The sequence below is a fragment of the Bacteroidota bacterium genome, assembly GCA_016715425.1.
Lineage (GTDB): Bacteria > Bacteroidota > Bacteroidia > Chitinophagales > BACL12 > JADKAC01.
In genome coordinates, this window is sequence record JADKAC010000005.1 from 235,649 (window position 1) to 259,086 (window position 23,438).

Genomic DNA, 23,438 nt, shown 5'->3' on the forward strand with positions numbered 1-23,438 from the left:
TGCATACGTTTTTTAAAAGAATGTCGTTTGTGCAAATTTTTTATCCGCAATCTATCACAACAATCTTAAACAATATTTCAAAATTGATATTCGATATAGCCGAATGAATTTTTTGGAATAGTACCATTAAATTCTCCTACCGCAATACTGGAAATTTCATGTGATGCTTTTGATCCTGCTTTCATAAATCCTGTATAGCCCGCAGAACTATAAGCATATTTTCCTTGCACACAATGTAGTGTAGCAGATTTAAAATTTACTCCGGTAGTTGTAATATCCGGCTTATAAGATTCGCCTACATTGTTAAAATAATAACAGATACTTTCACCGGCTGCTTCTTGTACTAACTTATGTTTGCACTTCTCATCCATATAAATTCCATCCCCAACTTCTGATGCTAATTGGAAAGCATAATAGCCGACACGACGTATATTTTTTGTTTTATCTGTATCAAATTTTGAATTGGTTCGGCTTATCATTCCATATTTATCAGGACTCACACCATTATGCACCAAAAAATATTCAACACGATTGCGCAGCGATACCATTTGATTAAATTGCCAAGCACCGTTGGCAATTGTATTGTTTAGTTTTTCAGATGGTTTTGAATTCCATTCTGTAATCCATATTTTTTTTCCATGAAAAGTTTTATCGGCATAGTTCAAACCATTTTCAATTAATTTCTTGTCCATCATTTCTTTAAATGCTAATTGAAAAGCCTGATCAAGATTTGCATAATATGTACTTGGATCATATTCTAATTTATCAGGAATCATATCATAGGCTTCAGCCAATTCTCTTGAAGTATAATAGTAATGTAATATCACTGCATCATAATCACCTTTATAATTTGCGAGATCGTTATTCCATTTCTCAAATTCTTTGCGTTTAAGATTTGCACCAGCTACTAATCCTTTTTTAATATTTGGAAATTCTTTTTTTATTTGTGTGAAAGTGGGTTCAAAATCTTTGATATATTCACTAAAGCTTGCATACTTTCCATATACTTCATTACCTGCTTCCACACCAACAACATTAACACCATTCGAAACCAAGTATCTGATTGCCTGAAGATTTGCTTCTGTAGTACTATTTAATACATTAAGCACATACAATACCTGCATATCCGGAAATTGTTTTTGCATAGCAACTAAATCATCCATATAAGAATGGTCAGGTTGTGCGGCTGCTTTTTCTAACCATTTATCCAGACCGGAGCCGTCTTCATCAAAGCCAACAGTGTTAAACCATTTTTTAATATTATCATCCGTCATTCCCCATCCTTTTTTCACATTATAAGGGTCATGAAATTTTGAAACAGCACCACCGGGAACACGAATTGTAAAAGGTTGATCCCAGTCTTTAAGCCATTGATAAGATTCTGCATCTACATTTTCAAAAAATCCTTGACCATTAAATCCAAGGTTTTGTCCAAAAGTGACTTGTGTCCACATGATGAATACTAACAGTAATTTTTTCATATTAAAATATTTTGGTAATTCTGCGTGCAAGGATTGCAAACTGCATGCCGCTGTAAATCTAAACTTAACTAATGAAAATTTTATTTTACTCCACTTTATGCATTTGTTTTTTTTGCTTGAATAAAATTTGTTCTGCACAAGTTACTTATGCGCCATTAAATGGATACAGTTATCATTTGGTTGAACGCTATGATATACTTGATACAGGTGCGAATTTAATATTTCATACTGCAACTAAACCTATTATGCGATTGAGGTTGGCAGAACTTGCTGACCGTGAAAATGATTTCATTGCGTTTAATAAACGAGATGCATTTAATATGCAATATTTAAAAGAAGATAATAGTGAATATACAGAAGCAGTGGAAGTAAATGAAAAAGCATTGTGGAATTTTTTCTACAGAGAAGATGCTTCTTTGTGGAATTATAGTGGTGAAGATTTTTATGTAAAAATTAATCCTGTCTTGAATATGAGTACGGGTCTTTCCTCAGATACCACTGAAATGAAATATCAAAATACAAGAGGTATTGAGTTGCGTGGTGGGGTTGATAATAAAGTGGGATTTTATTTATTGGCAACGGATAATCAAATGAAACCACCGGGGTATGTAAAATCAAAACAGCAATCGCAAGGACCTTATCCCGGAGCTGGAATATCTAAAACATTTAAAGAAACGGGTTATGATTTTTCTGTTTCTAAAGGGTATATCGGTATTAATGCAACAAAACATATTTCTGTATTATTTGGCCAGGATAAATTATTTATTGGTGATGGTGTGCGCTCTTTTGTGTGGAGTGATAATTCCAATAGTGTATTGTTTTTGCGCTTAAATACAAATGTGTGGAAGATCAATTATCAGAATAATTTTATGGAGTTAATTGATTACAATAATCCTCGTTTGCCCAATGGTTTATTCCGTAAAAAATATGCAACTATGCATCACCTCAGTGTGAATATTACAGAGGATGTGAATGTCGGATTATTTGAAACTATTGTTTTTGGTAGACAAGATTCTGCGGGTTATACTCAGGGTTTTGAATGGCAATATTTTAATCCGATTATTTTTTATCGTGCAATTGAATACGGATTAGGTAGTCCGGATAATATTATGATTGGTTTAAATTATAAATGGAATATAAAAGGCACTGCTTCATTATATGGTCAAGTAGTTATGGATGAAATGAAATTTTTTGAACTTGTAGAGAATACAGGTTGGTGGGCGAATAAATATGCAGTACAAGCAGGATTAAAATATATCAATGCATTTAAGATTGCCAATTTTGATTTGCAATATGAATTCAATACCATCCGTCCGTATATGTATTCCTATTACGATAATAATGTTTCCAGTTTTACTAATTATGGTCAGGCAATTGCGCATCCTGTCGGCGCAAATTTCAATGAACATATTATATCTGCATGGTATCAGCCGTTACCGAAAATTATGATTAACAACAACATGATTATAAATATTTTTGGTGCGGATACAATGGGTACAAATTGGGGTGGAAATATTTTTAAAAATTATACCACTTACGAAATGGAATATGGCAACACAACAGGGCAGGGGGCAAGTACACAATTATTTATGAATGACTTGATGGTGTCGTGGATGTTTTGGCATAATGCGTTTATTGATTTCCGGTATATCTATAGAAAAGTGGAAAGCGAATGGAATCCGTATGATACGAAAGAAACTTTTTTCAGTATTGGATTGCGATTAAATGCAGTGCCTGACAAAATGTGGTTCTGAAACTACATGATGAGGTCAAAATAATTGACAATGGACAATTGACAGTTGACAATGAAAAAAAACTCATTGAATATATTATTAAATCTGATATTATGAGAAGTTTCTCATCATAATAAGAACATTGCATTTGATTGAACCACTACTTTACCGTCTTCCCTTTTAAGGGAAGATAAGAGATGGGTCAAAACAATTGACAGTTGACAATGAAAAAAAATCATTGCTTATTAAAAAAATATTACTTCATACATATAAGCAAATGCATCCGCAAAATCTATTTATTTTTTATGTGGGTTTCTCTGAGTAGAATTCAGAAAATGGGGTTCTGAAATATTAAAGCTGCTCTTTAATTTCAGTTAAGAATACCCGTAATTTTTTTAGAGTTTCTATAGTTTGATGTTGTGCTTCTGCATCATCACCCTTTTGACTTAATCTTTGCTTTGCACCTTTCAAGGTATAGCCTTTTTCTTTTACAAGATGATAAATCATTTTCAGATTCTCAATATCCTTCTTAGTATAATATCTGTCGCCTTTACGATTTTTACGAGGTTGGATATTATCAAATTCATTTTCCCAAAAGCGCAACAGTGATAAAGAAACGTTTAGCATTTCAGCAACCTCACTGATGGACCAGTAAATTTTTTCTATTTGTTTCTCCTTGTAAGGCATTGTATTATTCTTATAAATGTAATACTAATTATTGTTTGGATAAAGATAGTCTAAATTAAAAATTTTATCAGTCATAAGATTGATTAGGTTGATTTGCAATTTGAATCAGCTTCAAATATTCTTCAGGTGTAAGATCATTATAAAAGAAATTGATTGGATCTAATTTTATACCATCCTTTTCAATTTCATAATGTAAATGTGGTGCAGTAGATAAACCTGTGTTACCGATATATCCAATTAATTCACCTCGCTTCACAGATTGTCCTTTGCGCACATTAAAACCATTGAGATGCGCATAACGACTTTTATAGCCGAAGCCATGATTGATCACAAGTTCATTTCCATAACCCGAAGCAGATGGACTTGCAAATTCCACTACACCATTTGCGGTAGCATAAATTTCTGTTCCTCGTGGTGCTGTAAAATCTATTCCTTCATGCAATCGCAATACTTTATAAATTGGATGAATGCGATAACCAAAACCCGAAGATATTCTGTCGAGGTCTTTATTTGAAACGGGTTGAATGGCAGGAGTGGCCATTAAAATTTCTTCTTTTAATTGAACAAGTTTGCTGATTTCATCAAAGGATTTTGATTGCACTACCATTTTTCTGCGCATCAATTCCAGTTTTGATGCTGTGTTTTTTAATAATGCAGAATTATCTAATCGATCCATTCTTTTAAATCTTTCGCTGCCACCAATTCCTGCAAGACGATCATTTCTTGAAATCGGATCTGCTTCGAAAATGGTGCGATAAATATTATCATCACGATGTTCAATTTCATCCAGAATAATTGCCATTGTATCTAATCGGTTATCTAATAATGAAAATTCCAATTCCATTCCATCCAACTGATTTTTTAGATAACGTTCCTTTGGAGAATCCATATAAGTATATGCAAGGAAAACAATTGCACCTGCAAAAACAAGTGCCGTACAAATCCAGCCAAACACACGCAGCACAATGCTCCAGTTAGAAATTTCTAACTTTTCAAAGCGCAGAGTTGCTGGGTTATAGAAGTACTTTATCTTTTTCATCACACGGCTTAATTTCCGTAAATTTGCAAATCCTTTAGGGATGCAGGTTTGCAGTCAACAGAAACGAAATTACAAAACCAATTAAAGAGTACAAACGCAGCATTGAATTACTTATGTTAACGTCGCAAGAAATACGCAAGAAATTTTTAGATTTTTTTGAAGCAAAACAACATAAAATTGTTGCTTCTGCTCCCATCGTTGTGAAGGATGATCCTACACTTATGTTTACCAATGCCGGTATGAATCAATTTAAAGATTTATTTCTTGGCAATAAAAAAATTCAATACAATCGAATTGCAGATACACAAAAATGTTTGCGTGTTTCCGGTAAGCATAATGATCTGGAAGAAGTAGGCGTAGATACATATCATCATACTATGTTCGAGATGTTGGGCAACTGGAGTTTTGGGGATCCTGCCCGTCCGGAAGGCGGGTATTTTAAAAAAGAAAGTATAAACTGGAGTTGGGAATTGCTTACTAAAGAATTTAATATTCCTGAAGATAGAATTTATGTAACTGTTTTCGAAGGTGATAAATCAGAAGGATTAGAATTTGATCAGGAAGCTTTTGATGTTTGGAAAACTTGTATTGATGCAGACAGAATTATTAATGGCAATAAAAAAGATAATTTCTGGGAGATGGGTGATACGGGGCCTTGTGGTCCGTGTTCAGAAATTCATGTGGATTTGCGTACAGATGATGAAAGAAAAAAAACCGATGGAAAACTATTAGTGAATGCAGGTGATCCGCAAGTGATTGAAGTATGGAATTTAGTATTCATACAATTTAATCGCAAAGCAGATGGTACATTAGAAGAGTTGCCTGCAAAACATGTAGATACCGGAATGGGCTTCGAACGATTAGTGCGCACCTTGCAAAATAAATCTTCTAATTACGATACAGATATTTTTTTACCACTGATTCGCAAAACAGAAATGTTATGTGGTTTGGAATATGGAAACAATGAAAAAACAGATATTGCTTTTCGAGTAATTGCTGATCATATTCGTGCGGTAAGTTTTTGTATTGCCGATGGACAATTACCTTCCAACACCGGAGCGGGTTATGTGATACGCAGAATTTTACGTCGTGCAATCAGATATGGTTATTCATTTCTGAATTTGAAAAAACCATTTTTTCATTTGCTTGTACCGGTGCTTGCGGATGAATTTGCAAATGTGTTTCCCGAATTAAAAGCACAGGAAGATTTAGTGAGTAAAGTTATTATGGAAGAGGAAACTTCTTTCTTGAGAACTTTAGAAACAGGTATGCAGAAATTGCAAGATGCATCTGCGCAAATGCTTAAAAATTTACAGCGGCAAATTCCCGGAAATGTTGCTTTTGAATTATATGATACTTATGGTTTTCCGCTTGACCTTACTGTTTTAATTGCAAAAGAATTTGGTTTTGAAGTGGACACTGCAGGTTTTGAAATTGCGATGCAGGAACAGAAAAATCGCTCTCGCAATGCATCTGTTTCTGAAGCTGATGATTGGACTGTTTTGAATAATACAAAGCAAATTGATTTTGTGGGATATGATGCTACAGAAGCAGAAGCACATATTGTGAAAATGCGTAAGGTGAAACAAAAAAATGCAGCTCAATTTCAAATTGTTTTAGATAAAACTCCTTTTTATGCAGAGAGTGGGGGACAGATTGGTGATACAGGTATTCTGCAAATAAATGATAAGAAAATAAAAGTACTCGACACTAAAAAAGAAAATGATTTAATAATTCATATCACCGACAAATTACCAGAACATACAGATGGAATTGTGCATGCAACTATTGATGTAGATAGAAGAAATGCAACAGCAAATAATCACAGTGCAACACATTTATTACATGCTGCTATGCGACAAGTATTGGGAACACATGTGCAACAAAAAGGAAGTTATGTAGGGCCGGATCGTTTGCGTTTTGATTTCTCGCATTTCACAAGAGTAACGGAGGAAGAATTACTGGAGATAGAAAATATTATCAATAAAAAAGTAAGAGAAGATATTCGTTTAGATGAACGCCGTAATGTGCCGATTGAAGAAGCAAAAAAATTGGGGGCCATGATGTTGTTCGGAGAAAAATACGGCGAACAAGTGCGGGTAATTACTTACGATGAAAATTTTAGTCGTGAATTATGTGGAGGAATTCATGTACCATCAACAGGAGTAATTGGTTACTGTAAAATAATTTCTGAATCAGCCGTAGCTGCCGGTATCAGAAGGATAGAAGCGATTACAGGTGAAGCGGCAACACAATTAATTCAACAAAATTTTGATACACTAAAAAAACTGACAGAGCTTACTAAAAGTCATGATGCGGTGAAAGCAATGCAATCTATGATGGATGAAAATGCAGCACTTCAAAAAACAATAGAGAAGTTTAGATTGCAATCAGTAAATGGAATAAAAGATGAGTTGAAAAAATCCTTATCAACTAAAAATGGGATTCAATTTATTGCCACAAAAGTGGAATTGGACAATGCTGATTTAATAAAAAAACTCGTGTATGATTTGCGCAATGAAACTGATAATTTATTTGCAGTAATTGGTGCCGAGTTTGATGGCAAAGCACATCTCACAATTATGATTAGCGAAAATTTAGTTGTTGCCAAAAATGTGAATGCTGCAACACTCGTTCGTGAATGGGGAAAAGAAATTCAAGGCGGCGGTGGTGGTCAGAATTATTTTGCAACAGCTGGCGGAAAAAATCCAAACGGATTAGATAAAATATTTTCACTTGCAAAAACATTGGTAGAAAATCTTTGATCTATTTCACAAAACCGTTTGTAATAATTTCACCCGAAATTAAATCAGTTATCCCAATCTGGTAAGTGCCTTTCGAAAATGAAGTGGTATTAATATCCATGCTGTTTTTACCCGGTTGAATGGTTTGAATATTTTCATAAACAAGTTTACTGAGTACATCATAAATTCTCAATACAACTTTGGTGTCAGCCGAAGAAATTATTTCAAGATGTAAATTATTCTGCACCGGATTTGGAAATATCATTATAGCATGTACTCCACTGCCATCAGCATCAATTGAAATTATATTGCTGAATTTAAAAGTGCCGTCAAAGTCAACCATGCGCAACCGATAATATTGAACCCCGGCCAATGGATTATAATCATAAAATACATATTGATGCATAGTGCTGCTGTAACCCTGAGCGCTTACTTCACCAATGGAATTAAATGAAATTCCATCTATAGATTTTTCAACTTCAAACTTATCTGCATTTACTTCACTATATGTTTTCCAATGCAGTTCATTTGCTATACCATTATTCCATCCTGTGAATTCTGCAAGTTCGATTGGAAGAATATAAAATGTATCTAATCCAATTACAAAATTGCTGAAAGAAGTTACACCGATATTAGTAACCGTAACCGGATTTGAAGCACCACCCACTACAATATCAGTTATACAATCTGCATCATAAACAGCACCTGCTTCACTCCATGTAGAAGCATCTAAAGATTCATTTTTAAATATGCCGTGATTTTCAATTAATGGTGCAGCGTTGGAATGTCCTGTTGAAGTTAAAGTGATATCATAGTTTAATGAAGCAGTACTTCCAGAAGGTATTATACTCCAGTAACCATAATCTAAAAAGAAATTCACATCCGTTTCTTCTGTATCGCATGCAGACCCAAATGAAGAAAGATCAACAGGAGGAGTTGGAACGGGGGTATTAAAATTTGTAGTTAAACTATCCAATCCGGAAGAAGAATTCAAATTAATTACAGCAGGCTCATAATAGGAAATATTTCCAATAGGAAAAACATAATTTCCGGATGGGCTTACTTTTCTGGTGAGTGTTCCATTTATATATTTTGTTGCATCATAACCCACAATAGAAGTTGTCGCAGCATTATTTAAAATTAATTTATTCGTTCCTGTATTAATGATACCATCTGTAAAAGTAAGTGTGCTGTTTATACTTAAATTTCCTGTTTCACTAGCAAAAGATTTTATTCCACCACCAAGAATTTCTACTTTTCCATAATCAAGTCGGGGAGTAACTATTTGTGTACCTCCTGATGAATCTGCATATTGAACAAGTGAATTTGTATGTATTGTCCAGTCAGTAAATCCATTTCTAAAAGTTGAATTTATATTTCCACTAAAACCCAAAAGATTTGTTGTGATAACAGTACCATTTAAACTTACAACACCTGTTTCTAACATAGAAGTATAACTTATACAACTTGTATTTGCATTTAATGTAGCACCCGAGCTGACAGTAACTTTTTTTGCATCAAAAGTATTTGTGCCTGTCTGTTGCAACGTTGTATTTCCACTGAACGTGAGATTTAAAAAATTCCCGCCGTATTCGCCATACATAGTACCGCCATTTCCGATATGAGCAAGTCCATTGCTCCCATTCATTGTGATTGTATAATTACTAACATTTGATTTTATTCTAGCAACAGAACCATCAATAACAAGATTATGTGTAACAGAAACATTACGCTCTATATCTAAATAATTTGGACCTCCAATTTCCCCGAACACTGTCATATCATATACAATTCCAAGTTGTGCAATTGTATAATTATAAGAGCCATGAGTTTCAAAACTGCGCAATGCAAAAGAGAATGGATCAGAAGTCCCGGTAGAACTTGTATTGGGAACGGTTTGATAAAATGAAAATTTTTTATTTCCATAAGTACTATTTACATGGCCTCTGGGATTGGTTATACCTGTAGTATCATTAGGGACAGTTTGAAATATATAATCATACAATCCTGTTAATGGTGAAGGATTATTAATACTGTCATTATAAGCATAAGCAAACCAATTAAAAGAATTAGGACGTCCACCGCCGGAGCCATTTATTTCTGACCACTTAATTCTCGCTTCAACAAAATTTTTTCCTACATCTATGTTGTTAAAATAATCTTCTAGTTTTCCGGCAATTTCATTTTGTGTTGTATAGGAACCGGTACCATTGCGTTCATAATATATTATTTTACTGCCGCCTGACCCTGTACCTGTTTTTTGCCAAAACACACACATATCCCATCGAAAAGGAGGCTCCATTGTATGTAAATTAAAAGGAATACCACCTAAGTTTCCGTTTGCATCACTACCTCCACTCACTGGTAAATAAGGATCCAAATCAAAATACATTACAACACCACTAGAAATTAAATTTTTATAACCTAAATATAAATATGTATCATCCCATCCTATATAAATATTAGATTTTCCCTCATTGCTTTTGTAGCCTGCTTCATCCAATACACCGTTTAAAGTTTGTGCTGTTGAAAACCATTGCGCATCCACCTGCATACTTATCAATAAACAAAAACACAATACTGCATTTCTGAAAATAGAAATACTATTTTTTATAAAATAAATAATATTGTTGTTGTTTCTGCGCACTTGAATATTAATATACAACTTATTTATAAAGTTACTGAGTTTAATAAAGCAGAGTAATGAATAAAGGGATTTGTCAGAATGTTTTTACAATTAAAATTTTAAATACGTTCAATACTTTTTTAAAATTTTAGTTATCAATCCAAAACAAGTTTAAAACTTATAGTTAGCCATTGTTTTATTAATTCTGCGACCTCATTTTAAGCGATTATTCGTTTCGTATCTTTGAGCTTCCACGAATAAGGTTATGAATATTTACGACAATTATGAGCCTGTAATAGGATTGGAAGTGCATGCGCAACTTCTCACAAATACAAAAGCATATTCTACTGATATTGCAGAATATGGCGGCTCGCCAAATACGCATGTGAGTGTGGTTACGCTTGGTCATCCGGGAACATTGCCGGTGATGAATAAAAAAAGTGTAGACTTTGCAATGTTGATTGGTTTGGCAACACATTGTGAAATCACCCGATTAAATCAATTTGCCCGCAAAAATTATTTCTATGCGGATTTACCAAAAGGCTATCAGATTACGCAAGATAAAACACCGATATGTACGAATGGTTATGTAATGATTGGCGGTTACGGAAACGAAAAAAAAATCCGCATTCATCGTATTCATCTGGAAGAAGATGCCGGAAAAAGTATTCATGAATTAGATCCGTTTTATACGCTTGTAGATTTAAATCGTGCAGGAACTCCATTGATAGAAATTGTAAGCGAACCGGATTTGCGCAGCGATGAAGAAGCCTATGCATATCTCACTGAAGTTCGTCAGTTGGTGCGTTATCTTGGAATTTGCGATGGCAATATGGAAGAAGGTAGTTTGCGTTGCGATGCAAATGTGAGTGTGCGCAAAAAAGGAACAGAGCCATTTGGTGTAAAAGTGGAAGTGAAAAATATGAATAGCATCCGCAATGTAAAACTTGCAATTGCGTATGAAATAAAAAGACAGATTGAGGCTATAGAAAATGGTGAAATTATAGTGCAGGAAACAAGGAGTTTTGATGCGGGCAAGGGAACAACTTTTAGTATGCGCAGTAAAGAGGGAGCACATGATTATCGGTATTTTCCTGAACCGGATTTGCCACCAATTATTATTTCAGATGCAATGCTGGATAACGTTAAAGAAAACATGCCTGCATTGCCTCGGGATTTAATGCATCGCTATATTGACCAATTGGGATTAACTATTTATGATGCGGAAATTCTTACTTCCGAAAAAGAAATTGCATTGTATTTTGAGGAACTGATTCAGCATACTGCTCATTATAAAAGTGCTGCTAACTGGATGATGGGTCCTATAAAAGAATGGATGAACAGCAGTGCAAAAGGTATTATAGAATTTCCTTTAGCGCCAAAACAAATTGCTGATATTATTGCTTTAATAGATACCGGTAAAATAAATTTCACCATTGCTTCACAACAATTATTTCCTGCAATGTTAAATGCTCCAGACACATCGGTAGCGGAACTTGCAAAGCAACAAAACCTGTTGATGGAAAGTGATGATAGTGCAATTAAGGAAATGATACAACAAGCACTTTCAAAATTCCCCGATAAAGTGTTGGAATACCGCAATGGAAAAAAAGGAATTCTCGGCTTGTTTATGGGTGAAGTAATGAAGTTGAGCAAAGGAAAAGCAGATCCGAAAATTACTGCGAGATTATTAGAAGAAGAATTGAATAAATAACAATTAGAAATTTTATATGACAAGCAATTGTAAAATATTTTACATGCTATTAGTTGTTGCAACTATTATGGTAGCATGTAAACCGAAACAAGGAAAGGAATATGTAATTCTTGGAACAATGAATGGTGCTGCCAATGAAATGATTCAGGTAGAAATGCTATCTTTTCCAAATATTAATTCGGCACCCAAAGCAACTATAATTGATACTGTGAAAACAGATGCCGATGGAGAATTTGCAATTTCAAATATTCAAAGTGGTCCGGCAATTTTACGCATCAGATCATTGCAAGATCCCAACTACCAGATTATACTTTCGGTGAATAACGATAATATTGAAATACATGCAGATCCAACCACTAGAGAAAATCCTGATGTAAAAGGCTCTGCAAGTAATGCATCCTTTTATGAATTCATAAATACAAGTCGCAATTATAAAAATTCTATCCTAAGCAAACGTGATCAGGTGCAGACTATTCGTGGTAATGGAAATGATTCATTAGCCGCAATTGCGGAAGCGGATTATTCAGCCGAGAATAAAAAATATATTGACTTCATATTGCAATATGCAGATACTGCAAAATCTGTTGCAAATAAAATTATTGCTATTGAAAGTTTACAATTTACCACACAGTATGATTTAATAAAATTGGTAGCTGATAAAATATTTTTAACGGATACTTCTACAATGTATGCAAAAGAATTACAAACAAAAATTGCGAGATACGAATCGTTTATGAAAACGGAAACGGCAAATTCTTTTATTGGAAAACAAGCTCCCGAAATTGCACTGCGTAATCCGGATGGAAAGGAATTTAAACTCAGTGATCTGCAAGGTAAATTAGTGTTATTAGATTTTTGGGCAAGTTGGTGCGGCCCGTGCAGAAAAGAAAATCCAAATGTGGTAAACGTTTATAATAAGTTTAGAGATAAAGGATTTACTATTTATAGTGTTTCATTAGATGGTAATCGTGATGCATGGATGCGTGCAATTAAAAGTGATAAACTGGAATGGCCATATCATGTAAGTGAATTAAAAGAATGGAAATCCTCTGCTGCAACGGCTTATAATGTTTCGGGTATTCCGGCTTCTTATCTCATTGATAAAAATGGTGTAATCGTCGCTGAAAATCTGCGAGGTGCTGCTCTTGAAAAAGCTGTACAAGATTATCTGGATAAAAATTAATTGTGTTTTTATTTTTTAGCAGATAAAAATTTACAGAATACAATTACATATAGTTAGTCGTTTAATATTTTTTTATGCTACAACTATTTTCACTCTTCGTATTATTATTTTTCCAACATTCTATGGGTTTGGGGAATACTAAATTTTTATTTCCTGAAATTCAAAATCAACCACAACAATTTATATTAGAAAAAGAAGGTGGAATACGGGAATCTATAGATGCGTATAATGTGATTTATCAAATGATGGAATGGCAGGTGGATCCCAACGTAAATTTTATTTCCGGAAAAATTACTTCCTATATTATTCCTGAAAATGATTTGAGCAGTATTGAATTTAATATGAGCGCATTGCTGATTGCGGATAGTGTTTTTGTAAATAATACAAAGATTATTTTGTTTGATCACAGCAGTGATATTCTTCAAATCCCCACTGAATTAAACGCAGAACAAACTGATACTATCCTTGTGTATTATCATGGTACTCCGGCGGGTACAGGCTTTGGAAGTTTTGTGCAAGACACACATAATGAGTCGCCGATTATTTGGACATTATCGGAGCCTTATGGTGCGCAGGATTGGTGGCCATGTAAACAATCTCTAACGGATAAAATAGATTCTATTGATGTATTTATTTCTACACCAAATGCATACACTGGAATTAGTAATGGGTTATTAGAAAGCGCAATTACAACCGGTGATTTTACCATCTGGCATTGGAAGCATCGCCATCCGATTGCAACCTATTTAATTTGTTTGGCGGTTACTGATTATGTGCAATACAATGATACAATTCCAGTGGGTGATGTATCTATTTTAGTTGAAAATTTTGTGTATCAGGAATCATTGGAAGATGCACAAATTGGAACAGCAGCTCTTGCCGGACCGATGCAATTATTTTCTGATTTGTTTGGATTATATCCTTTTGCAAATGAAAAATACGGACATGCAGAATGCAATTTCGCCGGTGGAATGGAACATCAAACTATCACCTTTGTCGGGTTATGGGATTATGAATTATTAGCACATGAATTAGCGCATCATTGGTTTGGTGATTTCGTTACTTGTGCAAGCTGGCAGGATGTATGGCTCAACGAAGGATTTGCTACTTACTTAAGTGGTCTATGTTTGGAATTTTTGAAACCCGATGAGTTTCAGAATTTTTTATACTGGAGAAAAGTATGGGCAGTAAGTGCGCCCGATGGTTCTGTTTTCTGTGAGGATACAACTATTGTTTCGAGAGTGTTTAGCGGAAGATTAACTTATTCAAAAGGTGCTTTGGTGTTGCATCAGTTGCGTTGGGTTGTGGGTGATGCTATATTTTTACTGCATTAAATAATTATCTCTATGATCCGGAAATTTCAAATGGATTTGCTACAACTCGACAATTAATAACTCATTTTGAGAATGTATATGGCGGTGATTTAGATTGGTATTTTGATGATTGGATTTATGGCGAAGGATTTCCTTCATACACTATTTCCTGGAAGCAGGATGCAAATAATTTAGTTACTATTGAAATTGATCAAACGCAATCAGATAACAGTGTTGACTTTTTTGAATTACCACTTGAATTGCAATTGAGTAATGGTGATTATGATACAAGTATTGTTGTTCAAAATACTTTTAGCGGACAAGAATTTTCTCTGCAATTAAATACCACAGTGAACACACTAATTTTTGATCCGAAGATTCATATTATTTCTGATAGCAATATTATTCGTGGCAACTTATTAGAGTGCGAAGATTTTGATATCCTAATTTATCCAGTACCAGCGGGAAAAGAAATTTCTGTTTCTGTTTGTGGCGATGCATTATATAATTTGCAGATATATGATATCAATGGCAGATTAGTACTTAACAGCACCATAAAGCAGTTTGATACTTTTGATATTTCACAATTAACAAGTGGTGTATATATTGTTTCCGTATTTGAAACAACAGGGCAATTGAAAAAGAGTAAAGAAATTGTGGTGAATTAATTAGCCGATTAGCAAATTAGCCAATGAGCAGATGTGTTAAATGTGCCCACTATAGCTATCGGATTGTTTAATGTGCAAATGAAATGTATTCAGTCAAAGGTTGGTGTAATCGCCACACCTTATGGATCATAATCATCACTGATTACTCATCACTCATTTTTTTATTCACCATTCACTACTCACCATTCACTTTTTTACCGCAAAGGCCGCAAAGTTTTTCGCAAAGTGCACAAAGAATTTATCAGAAAGGTTTGGCCTTTATCTGCTGAGAACATTGCTTACTTTCAAATAGCATTACCTGATGAAGAAGATTTTTATACAATTAATTTATATTCTTTAACAGGAGATTTAGTAAAGCAAAAAGATTTTTCGGCAAGTGGTTATAATGTGATAGAACGAGATAATTTATCTGCCGGAATGTATTTTTATAGTATAATAAATCAAACCGGATTAGAAGTAGCGAAGGGTAAAATGATTTGGGAATAGAGGATTTATTTTATAGGTATAAAGCAAAAAATTTTAATTAGTGAATCTTTTTAGTGTCAGGTCTTAGTTATTCAATAATCACTTTTTGAGAAAAAACTATTTGTCCATTTTGATTGCATTGCAAATAATAAATGCCGGGTGATAAATTATTTACTTCAATAGCATTCAATCCACATTGCGTTTTAATATTTTGCAAAATCAATCCACCTAACGCATTATACACATTGATAGATGTAGGTTGGCTCAAACAATCATTAGAATTTATATCCAGATATAAAAAATCTTTTGCGGGATTTGGATACAATTTAAAATCATTTTCAAGTTCTGATTCTGTTACTGATGTTAAAATATATGTTGTATCACAGGTTGCTGCCAAGCCGGTTTCGTATAAACCGAATTCAGAGTCTTCATAACATCGCAGTCCATAAGAGTATTGATCATCACAAAGTCCAAAATATCTATCAAAATAGATATGCAGATAATCATAGCTACCAATTTTTTCATAGATAATTGTTCTGAACTTAAATCCATAAGATTCTAAATAGGAATGAGTCATGGTAACATATAAAGCTTTCAAGGATTTATCATTAATCACTTCATATTTAATAGAATCAATATACAATTGTATTGAATCATAAACATCGGGTTCTGTATATGCAGGGACTTTAGTAGACCAATATTCACCTTGGTTTGCTGTATAATCGTATAGAATTTGAAATGCATCGAAATTTGAATCATAAAAATATACCACACTATCTTCTTCATATATATAGTCAATATATGCTCCGCCATAACAACCCGGTCTATTTTCTTTAATTAATATTCTGCATACCTTTCCTGCAATAATTGTATCACCAACAACATTGATTGTCGAAAACTCAACCGCACCATCAAAAGGATGTCTTATTTCATAATGCCATTCTGCGCCTAATGGTGCAAAGCCGGTGCTTTGTGCATTTACTTGAAAAGTTAGACAAAATGTTACAACAAGAAGTAACACTATTTTCAAAAAACTATAGGATGATTGCATAACACTAAATTACAGTATATATATCTTGAAGAAAATAATAGTGTAATAGCTGAGTAATTATTTAATTCAATTTTATTCTTGAGGACATAACTCGGTGATGATCTTATTAATTAAACACTCTCGCCAACCATTTTTTAATCGCTTGCGTCCTTTGCGTATTTTTTTCTTAGCGTTCTTAGCGGTTAATTTTTTCACTACTCATTCCGATTTTAATCGGAACTTTCAGCTACTCACCATTCACTATTCACTATTCACTATTCACTATTCACTATTCACTACTCACACTACTCACTACTCACTACTCACCATTCACTATTCACCATTCACCATTCACTATTCACTATTTTCTCTCGAGAAAACTCTGTGAAGGTTGAATTCAATCATTTTGATTCACTTTCAAATAATCGTACATTTAATAAAAATAATTAGCCATGAAAAAGTTAATCTACATAATTTGCATTCTATCTTTTACATTCAATTTAAATGCACAAACTTCTGATTTAGATACCGGATTTGGAGTGGTTGGAATAGTTGAACTTCCACTCGATGCATATATCAGTTATTGTTGGGATATTGTTTTATATGATGATGGTAAAATAGCTGCCAGTGGATTTATTGATGATGAAATCTTTAGTAGATCAAAAGCTATCGTAGTCAGGCTACTTACCAACGGTGATTTGGATTCTACTTTTTCTGAGGATGGTATGGTTGAATTTGGTTTGGCAGATAAAGATTTTTATGCAAATGCGATTTCAATACATCCGGATGGTGGATTATTGATTGCTGGTCAAATAAAATCTACAAATGGAATTGACAACAATTATTTTGTTTTAAAACTTTTGGATGACGGCAGTATAGATACAATGTTTGCAGATGCAGGATTTTATATTGATCCTGTAGAAGGCGCAAATTCAGAATTTGAAGATTTAGTAATTACTGCAGATGAAAAAATTTTACTTGCAGGCACTACATATATTTCAGGTATTGGTTGGACCATGATTACTTTACAGTTAGAAGCAAATGGTTATGTGGATAGCACCTATGGTGTAGATGGATTAACAAATTATAATATTCCCCTTCAATCTACCACTACTGCTACCATCGAATTAACAACGGATGGCAGTTTCTTCTTAACCGGATATGTGTTTTTTTCTAACCTGGATTTTTTTGCTGTTAAATACTTTGCTGATGGAATACAGGATTTGAGTTTCGGTAGTGGAGGTAAAATAAAAGTAGATTTTTATTCACCTGAAAATTCAGTTGACTATCCCTATGATGCAGTGGTTGATTCTGACGGTCGTTTATTTATTACCGGACTTAGCAAGCCCATTCCGTCTGGTGAGAATTCAAGAGGAGCAACGGTTTGCATATTGGATGAAGGAATAATAGACAGTAGTTATGGGAATGATGGTGTGCTGTTGTTAGATACATGCGTTTCCACTTTAATAACTGGTAATGCCATTCAACCCGACGGAAAATTAATAGTTGGAGGTCATGGATATTGTGGGGATTCTACACAAATTATTCTTGCCCGATATACTATTGATGGATTGATTGATACTACTTTTTTTTCCGGTGGTGTGCATCTTGAACCTGTAAGAGGTTTGGTTCAAACATTAGAATTACAAAACGATGGAAAAATTATGGTGGGCGGAAAATTGAATGGGCAATTTATGATTATAAGATTTAAAACTCCTGATGTATCACCTTGTTCTGAAGCTCCCGCAAATTTATCTGTGCCAATGATAAATGCGAACAAAGCAAAATTACAATGGGAGCCGGTTATTGGGGCTGTGAAATATAAATTGCAATATAAAGAAATAGGAACTGAAATATGGAATCAATTCATTCTAAATACAAATTCAAAAATAGTTTCAGGATTATCACCATCTACAAATTATAAATTCCGGGTGCGAGCATTATGTGAGGATACTATTTCTTTACCATGGTCAGAAGCATTTGCATTTAATACACCCGCATTAAAATTTGCATTTAATAATAACATGGATGATCAAGAGGTATTAATTTATCCAAATCCATTTAGTGATTATTTGCAAATACAATTACCGGAAATTTTAGATGAAAAAATACATATTGAAATAGTTTCGCTAACAGGAGTTGTTTTAGATAGCAGATATTTTATTTTAAACAATACAAATTATATTTCTCTGGATGCCACAGATATTCCTGCAGGTTTATATACTGTAATACTTGCAACTAATGCAGGTAAAATAAGAAGTCAAGTTGTAAAATTGTATAGTGAATAATGTGTTAGGATTACTAACTGTCATCACATAGTTACCCGAAGGGAACTTTGTGAAATTTATTCCACCACTTTAACCTTTTCTGCAATGCGGGGGATTTCAAAAGTAATTCCTTCAATAGCCAATTCTGTATTCTGAAACACTTCTTTTGCTTCTTCCAACAAAATATTCAGGTCGCTGTATTTTGCAGAAAAATGTCCAATCAATAATTTTTGTACGCAAGCTTTTTTAGCCATAGTTGCTGCCTGCTCTGTAGTAGTATGAAATGTTTCTTTCGCTCTTTCAACACCACTTTTATCGAAGGTGCAATCGTGATAAAGCAGATCGGTGTTTTTTAATTGATGCAATATTCTTTCATCATAAGCAGTATCACAACAATATGCATAGGAGCGTGCCTGCGGTGGATCAATAGTGAGTTCTGCATTTGAAAACGATTCTCCGGTTTCCTTCAATTGTATATCATTTCCTTTTTTTAATTCGGGAACGTAATCAAAAGAAATATTATGCTCCTGCATTTTATCTCTATTAATTTTTCTGTCCTTTTGTCTTTCACGAAATAAAAATCCGGTGCAGTCAATGCGATGATTCAGTATAATTGTTTCAACCGTAATTTCATCATTTTCATAAATGAGTTTCGAAGTATTGGAATCTGTAGGATGAAAAATTAATTCGTAGCATAATGTTGTTTTACCTACATGCAATTGTGCATTGATGATATTCAATAATGGAGCAGGCGCAAAAATTTCCAGAGGTTTTATTCTTTTCAATAAATGATAAGTAGAAATCAAACCAATTAATCCGAAGTAATGATCTCCATGCAAATGGCTGATAAAAATCTGATTGATTTTACTCCATTTAATTCCACAATGCTGAAACCGCATTTGTGTGCCTTCACCGCAATCAATTAAATACAATTTATCCGAAATAGTAACCACCTGCGCACTGGGATTTCGTCCGTGTGCCGGCACCGCTGAATTACTTCCGATGATGGTTACTTCAAATGACATAGTTGTTTTTACTCACCTTCAATTTCACGCTGCACTTCTTCCATTAAAATGAAATCTGTTGCTTCGCTTTCAGTCGGCACCACATTTAATATAGTATCTAACTGTGAAATTTTGATGAGTTTTATAACTGCTTCGTTGCACCCGCACAATACAAAGGTGCCTTTCGATTCCTTGCAAATTCTATGGCCAATGAGTAAAGCACTCAGTCCGGATGAGTCCACAAATGATACTTGACTCAGGTCTGAAATAATATTTCTATAACCCTCTTGATTTAATAAGATGAGTTCGCTTTTTAATAATGGAGAAATCAGTGAATTGAGTTTGTCCTCATTCAACTTAAACACGCAATACCTTTCTTTCTTGTCTAATGTAAACTTCATAATGATTCTTTTTGATGAACAATTATAGCGAGATTTAATTGATTGTGGATAAGAACCAATTAATTTTTTTTTCAAATTTGCGAAACAAGCTTAAAATTGTAGTGCATTGAATCATTATATAAATGCAAGTGTTTTACAATCACGTTACAATTATTATCACTTTCGTATTGTGGTAATTGTTATATTGGCAGTTCGATTTAATTGGTTTAATAATTGAAACAAGGTAAAAATATGGATGCAAAATTTTCTCCCAAAGTAAAAGAGGTTATTTCCTATAGCCGTGAAGAAGCACTGCGCTTAGGACATGATCATATCGGTACTGAACACCTGTTGCTTGGATTAATCCGGGAAGGTGGTGGACTCGCAATTAAAGTATTGCAAAGTTTAGAGGTAAATATGGTGCTGCTGCGCAAAAGCGTGGAAGAAGCTATTCGTGAAAAATCTCCACGACAAGCTGTAAATGCAGGTAGTTTACCATTGACTAAACAAGCTGAAAAGGTTTTAAAAATTACTGTGTTAGAAGCTAAGGTTTTGAAAAGTGAAACTATAGGTACAGAACATTTATTACTTTCTATTTTGAAAAATAAAGACAATATCGCTACGCAGATACTCGGACAGTTTGACGTTGATTATGAATTGTTCCGCCAGGAATTGGATTATGTGCGCCAGGAAATGGGTCAGGATATGCCGACGAATTCTGCAGAAGATGAAGGATTTGAAGAAGAAGAAAAATCTGAACGTCAGTTTAATGTTCCGAGAAAACCGGGTGCTGCTAAATCTAAAACTCCGGTGCTCGATAATTTTGGTAGAGATATTACCCGTGCTGCCGAAGATGGAAAATTAGATCCCATTGTTGGAAGACAAACAGAAATAGAACGTGTAAGTCAAATATTAAGTCGTCGTAAAAAGAATAACCCGATTTTAATTGGTGAACCCGGTGTAGGTAAAACTGCAGTGGTGGAAGGATTGGCTTTAAGAATTATTCAAAGAAAAGTTTCCCGTGTTTTATTTGACAAGCGCATTGTGATGTTAGATCTTGCTGCTTTAGTTGCCGGTACAAAATATCGTGGACAATTTGAAGAGCGTATGAAAGCAATTATGAATGAGCTCGAAAAAAACAGAGATGTAATTCTGTTTATTGATGAGATTCATACTATTGTTGGTGCAGGTGGTGCAACAGGTTCTTTAGATGCAAGTAATATTTTTAAACCTGCATTAGCTCGTGGTGAATTGCAATGTATTGGTGCTTCTACTTTAGATGAGTATCGTCAGTATATTGAAAAAGATGGAGCATTAGACAGAAGATTTCAAAAGGTGATGATTGATCCACCTACTGCGGATGAAACCATTGAGATTTTAAATAATATAAAATCGAAATACGAAGAATATCATAATGTGGAATATGCAGACGATGCGATTGAAGCATGTGTTACATTATCCAACAGATATATTTCTGATAGATTCTTACCGGATAAAGCTATTGATGTATTGGATGAAGTAGGTGCAAGAGTGCATTTAAAAAATATTCATGTGCCTGAAGATGTGGTAAAATTAGAAGCGAAGATTGAAGAGATTAAGGATAAAAAAAATCAGGTTGTAAAAAGTCAGCGTTATGAAGAAGCTGCGCAATTGCGGGATAATGAAAAGAAATTATTGGAAGAATTAGAAGCTGCAAAAGCATTATGGGAAGAGCAGGTGAAGACAGAAAAATATCCTGTTACTGAAGATGATATTGCAGAAGTGGTTGCGATGATGACCGGCATTCCAACAAAACGGATTGCGCAAAGTGAAGGATCCAAATTGGTGAACATGGCGGATGAATTACGTCTGGGAGTTATTGGACAGGATGAAGCAATTACAAAAATTACAAAAGCAATTCAACGCAATAGAGTAGGATTAAAAGATCCGAAAAAACCAATTGGCTCATTTATATTTTTAGGACCAACTGGTGTTGGAAAAACAGAATTAGCTAAAGTGTTGAGTCAGTTTTTATTTGATAATAAAGATTCATTGATTCGCATTGATATGAGTGAGTACATGGAGAAATTTAGTGTCAGCAGATTGATTGGTGCGCCTCCCGGATATGTGGGTTATGAAGAAGGTGGACAGCTCACTGAAAAAGTGCGACGTAAACCATACTCAGTAATTCTGTTGGATGAAATTGAAAAAGCGCATCCGGATATTTTTAATATTTTGTTGCAAGTGTTAGATGATGGTCAGTTAACAGATGGCTTGGGTAGAAAAATTGATTTTAAGAATACGTTAATCATCATGACATCTAATATTGGTGCAAGACAATTAAAAGATTTTGGTCAGGGCGTTGGATTCAGTACAGGAGCAAAAGAAAGAGCTGCCGATGATCACAGTAAAGGTGTGATTGAAACTGCATTGAAGCGCACATTCTCTCCGGAGTTTTTAAATCGTATTGATGATGTGGTAATATTTAATGCATTAGCTAAAGAAGATATATTCAAAATCATTGATATTACATTGCATGAAGTGCGCACTCGATTAGAAGTGTTGGGCTTTAAATTAAAGTTAGAAGATTCAGCAAAAGATTTTCTTGCCGATAAAGGATATGATCCACAGTTTGGAGCAAGACCATTACATCGTGCAATTCAAAAATATCTGGAAGATCCACTGGCAGAAAATATTCTTTCAGGTAAGTTTAAAGCAGGTGATACTTTAGCTGTAGAGTATGATGCAGAGAAAGGTGAATTAATAATTAATACACCTCCGCCAAAGAAAAAAGAGAAGAAGGAAGAGAAAGAAAAAGAAGTATAGCAACTTAAAAAAACCTCAGGAAGCTGAGGTTTTTTTTTTGTTTAAAATTTATCAAAGTGTTACTCTAAGGGAACGCTGTGAGATTATATTATTCCTAATATAAAATGTTTCCCCACTGTGCCAGCATGTTCCTCAAAACAAAGCCTTGTTTGATAGCCTTTGAGAACCTGCGTTAGAATATTTAATTATTTTTTAACTGGTAATTTATCTGAATCACGGATTATTTGGATTACACAGATTGCACTGATTTTAAAATATCAATTCAAAAAATCTGTGTAATCTATTAATCATTTAAATCA

At 34.1% G+C, this 23,438-nt stretch carries 16 protein-coding genes; 9 read left to right on the plus strand and 7 right to left on the minus strand.

Features of this window, described 5'->3' with window-relative positions:
* Positions 1 to 77: 77 nt before the first annotated feature.
* Positions 78 to 1,481: a hypothetical protein gene (locus IPN31_06900; GenBank protein MBK8681623.1), complete on the minus strand. Its 1,404-nt coding sequence runs from the start codon at positions 1,479 to 1,481 to the stop codon at positions 78 to 80.
* Positions 1,482 to 1,597: 116 nt separating this feature from the next.
* Here IPN31_06900 and IPN31_06905 point away from each other — a divergent pair, with 116 nt between their 5' ends.
* The gene (locus tag IPN31_06905) at positions 1,598 to 3,235 is read left to right on the plus strand and encodes a hypothetical protein (protein ID MBK8681624.1); all 1,638 of its coding nucleotides are present in this window, start codon (positions 1,598 to 1,600) and stop codon (positions 3,233 to 3,235) included.
* Between the two features lie 330 nt (positions 3,236 to 3,565).
* Here IPN31_06905 and IPN31_06910 read toward each other — a convergent pair whose 3' ends face one another.
* Positions 3,566 to 3,901: a MerR family transcriptional regulator gene (locus tag IPN31_06910; protein MBK8681625.1), complete on the minus strand. Its 336-nt coding sequence runs from the start codon at positions 3,899 to 3,901 to the stop codon at positions 3,566 to 3,568.
* 67 nt (positions 3,902 to 3,968) lie between these two features.
* Positions 3,969 to 4,940, minus strand: a complete 972-nt coding sequence (locus IPN31_06915) for a M23 family metallopeptidase (GenBank protein MBK8681626.1) — start codon at positions 4,938 to 4,940, stop codon at positions 3,969 to 3,971.
* Positions 4,941 to 5,053: 113 nt separating this feature from the next.
* On the opposite strand from IPN31_06915, the gene alaS reads away from it, so the two are divergent.
* The gene (gene alaS, locus IPN31_06920) at positions 5,054 to 7,705 is read left to right on the plus strand and encodes an alanine--tRNA ligase (GenBank protein MBK8681627.1); all 2,652 of its coding nucleotides are present in this window, start codon (positions 5,054 to 5,056) and stop codon (positions 7,703 to 7,705) included.
* A 1-nt stretch (position 7,706) separates the two neighbouring features.
* On the opposite strand, the gene IPN31_06925 is transcribed toward alaS, so the two are convergent.
* Entirely contained in the window at positions 7,707 to 10,349 is a 2,643-nt protein-coding gene (locus IPN31_06925) for a T9SS type A sorting domain-containing protein (GenBank protein ID MBK8681628.1), read from the minus strand.
* 226 nt (positions 10,350 to 10,575) lie between these two features.
* Here IPN31_06925 and gatB point away from each other — a divergent pair, with 226 nt between their 5' ends.
* The 5 genes from gatB (at position 10,576) to IPN31_06950 (ending at position 15,674) form a co-directional block, all read left to right on the plus strand.
* Positions 10,576 to 12,024 carry an Asp-tRNA(Asn)/Glu-tRNA(Gln) amidotransferase subunit GatB gene (gene gatB, locus IPN31_06930; protein MBK8681629.1) on the plus strand — a complete coding sequence of 483 codons (1,449 nt, stop codon included), beginning with the start codon at positions 10,576 to 10,578 and terminating at the stop codon, positions 12,022 to 12,024.
* 43 nt (positions 12,025 to 12,067) lie between these two features.
* A complete protein-coding gene (locus tag IPN31_06935; protein MBK8681630.1) occupies positions 12,068 to 13,207 on the plus strand; it encodes an AhpC/TSA family protein in 1,140 nt (379 codons plus the stop codon).
* Between the two features lie 74 nt (positions 13,208 to 13,281).
* Positions 13,282 to 14,541, plus strand: a complete 1,260-nt coding sequence (locus IPN31_06940) for a M1 family metallopeptidase (GenBank protein ID MBK8681631.1) — start codon at positions 13,282 to 13,284, stop codon at positions 14,539 to 14,541.
* A gap of 245 nt (positions 14,542 to 14,786) precedes the next feature.
* A complete protein-coding gene (locus IPN31_06945) occupies positions 14,787 to 15,188 on the plus strand; it encodes a T9SS type A sorting domain-containing protein (protein ID MBK8681632.1) in 402 nt (133 codons plus the stop codon).
* Between the two features lie 225 nt (positions 15,189 to 15,413).
* A complete protein-coding gene (locus tag IPN31_06950; GenBank protein MBK8681633.1) occupies positions 15,414 to 15,674 on the plus strand; it encodes a T9SS type A sorting domain-containing protein in 261 nt (86 codons plus the stop codon).
* A 67-nt stretch (positions 15,675 to 15,741) separates the two neighbouring features.
* Here the strand turns inward: IPN31_06950 and IPN31_06955 are convergent, their stop codons facing one another.
* Positions 15,742 to 16,704: a T9SS type A sorting domain-containing protein gene (locus IPN31_06955; GenBank protein ID MBK8681634.1), complete on the minus strand. Its 963-nt coding sequence runs from the start codon at positions 16,702 to 16,704 to the stop codon at positions 15,742 to 15,744.
* A 431-nt stretch (positions 16,705 to 17,135) separates the two neighbouring features.
* On the opposite strand from IPN31_06955, the gene IPN31_06960 reads away from it, so the two are divergent.
* Positions 17,136 to 18,971, plus strand: a complete 1,836-nt coding sequence (locus IPN31_06960) for a fibronectin type III domain-containing protein (protein ID MBK8681635.1) — start codon at positions 17,136 to 17,138, stop codon at positions 18,969 to 18,971.
* 56 nt (positions 18,972 to 19,027) lie between these two features.
* On the opposite strand, the gene IPN31_06965 is transcribed toward IPN31_06960, so the two are convergent.
* Both IPN31_06965 and IPN31_06970 read right to left on the minus strand, forming a co-directional pair.
* Entirely contained in the window at positions 19,028 to 19,975 is a 948-nt protein-coding gene (locus IPN31_06965; GenBank protein ID MBK8681636.1) for a ribonuclease Z, read from the minus strand.
* A gap of 8 nt (positions 19,976 to 19,983) precedes the next feature.
* A complete protein-coding gene (locus tag IPN31_06970; protein MBK8681637.1) occupies positions 19,984 to 20,355 on the minus strand; it encodes an STAS domain-containing protein in 372 nt (123 codons plus the stop codon).
* Between the two features lie 231 nt (positions 20,356 to 20,586).
* Between IPN31_06970 and IPN31_06975 the strand changes: the two genes are divergently transcribed.
* The gene (locus tag IPN31_06975) at positions 20,587 to 23,139 is read left to right on the plus strand and encodes an ATP-dependent Clp protease ATP-binding subunit (GenBank protein MBK8681638.1); all 2,553 of its coding nucleotides are present in this window, start codon (positions 20,587 to 20,589) and stop codon (positions 23,137 to 23,139) included.
* The last annotated feature ends 299 nt before the right edge of the window (positions 23,140 to 23,438 follow it).

What these genes read in the sequence shown, in the direction of transcription:
- IPN31_06900 (MBK8681623.1), bottom strand. Translation starts at nt 1,481, where the DNA reads ATGAAAAAATTACTGTTAGTATTCATCATGTGGACACAAGTCACTTTT.
- IPN31_06910 (MBK8681625.1), bottom strand. Translation starts at nt 3,901, where the DNA reads ATGCCTTACAAGGAGAAACAAATAGAAAAAATTTACTGGTCCATCAGT.
- IPN31_06915 (MBK8681626.1), bottom strand. Translation starts at nt 4,940, where the DNA reads ATGAAAAAGATAAAGTACTTCTATAACCCAGCAACTCTGCGCTTTGAA.
- alaS (MBK8681627.1), top strand. Translation starts at nt 5,054, where the DNA reads ATGTTAACGTCGCAAGAAATACGCAAGAAATTTTTAGATTTTTTTGAA.
- gatB (MBK8681629.1), top strand. Translation starts at nt 10,576, where the DNA reads ATGAATATTTACGACAATTATGAGCCTGTAATAGGATTGGAAGTGCAT.
- IPN31_06935 (MBK8681630.1), top strand. Translation starts at nt 12,068, where the DNA reads ATGCTATTAGTTGTTGCAACTATTATGGTAGCATGTAAACCGAAACAA.
- IPN31_06940 (MBK8681631.1), top strand. Translation starts at nt 13,282, where the DNA reads ATGCTACAACTATTTTCACTCTTCGTATTATTATTTTTCCAACATTCT.
- IPN31_06955 (MBK8681634.1), bottom strand. Translation starts at nt 16,704, where the DNA reads ATGCAATCATCCTATAGTTTTTTGAAAATAGTGTTACTTCTTGTTGTA.
- IPN31_06960 (MBK8681635.1), top strand. Translation starts at nt 17,136, where the DNA reads ATGAAAAAGTTAATCTACATAATTTGCATTCTATCTTTTACATTCAAT.
- IPN31_06965 (MBK8681636.1), bottom strand. Translation starts at nt 19,975, where the DNA reads ATGTCATTTGAAGTAACCATCATCGGAAGTAATTCAGCGGTGCCGGCA.
- IPN31_06970 (MBK8681637.1), bottom strand. Translation starts at nt 20,355, where the DNA reads ATGAAGTTTACATTAGACAAGAAAGAAAGGTATTGCGTGTTTAAGTTG.
- IPN31_06975 (MBK8681638.1), top strand. Translation starts at nt 20,587, where the DNA reads ATGGATGCAAAATTTTCTCCCAAAGTAAAAGAGGTTATTTCCTATAGC.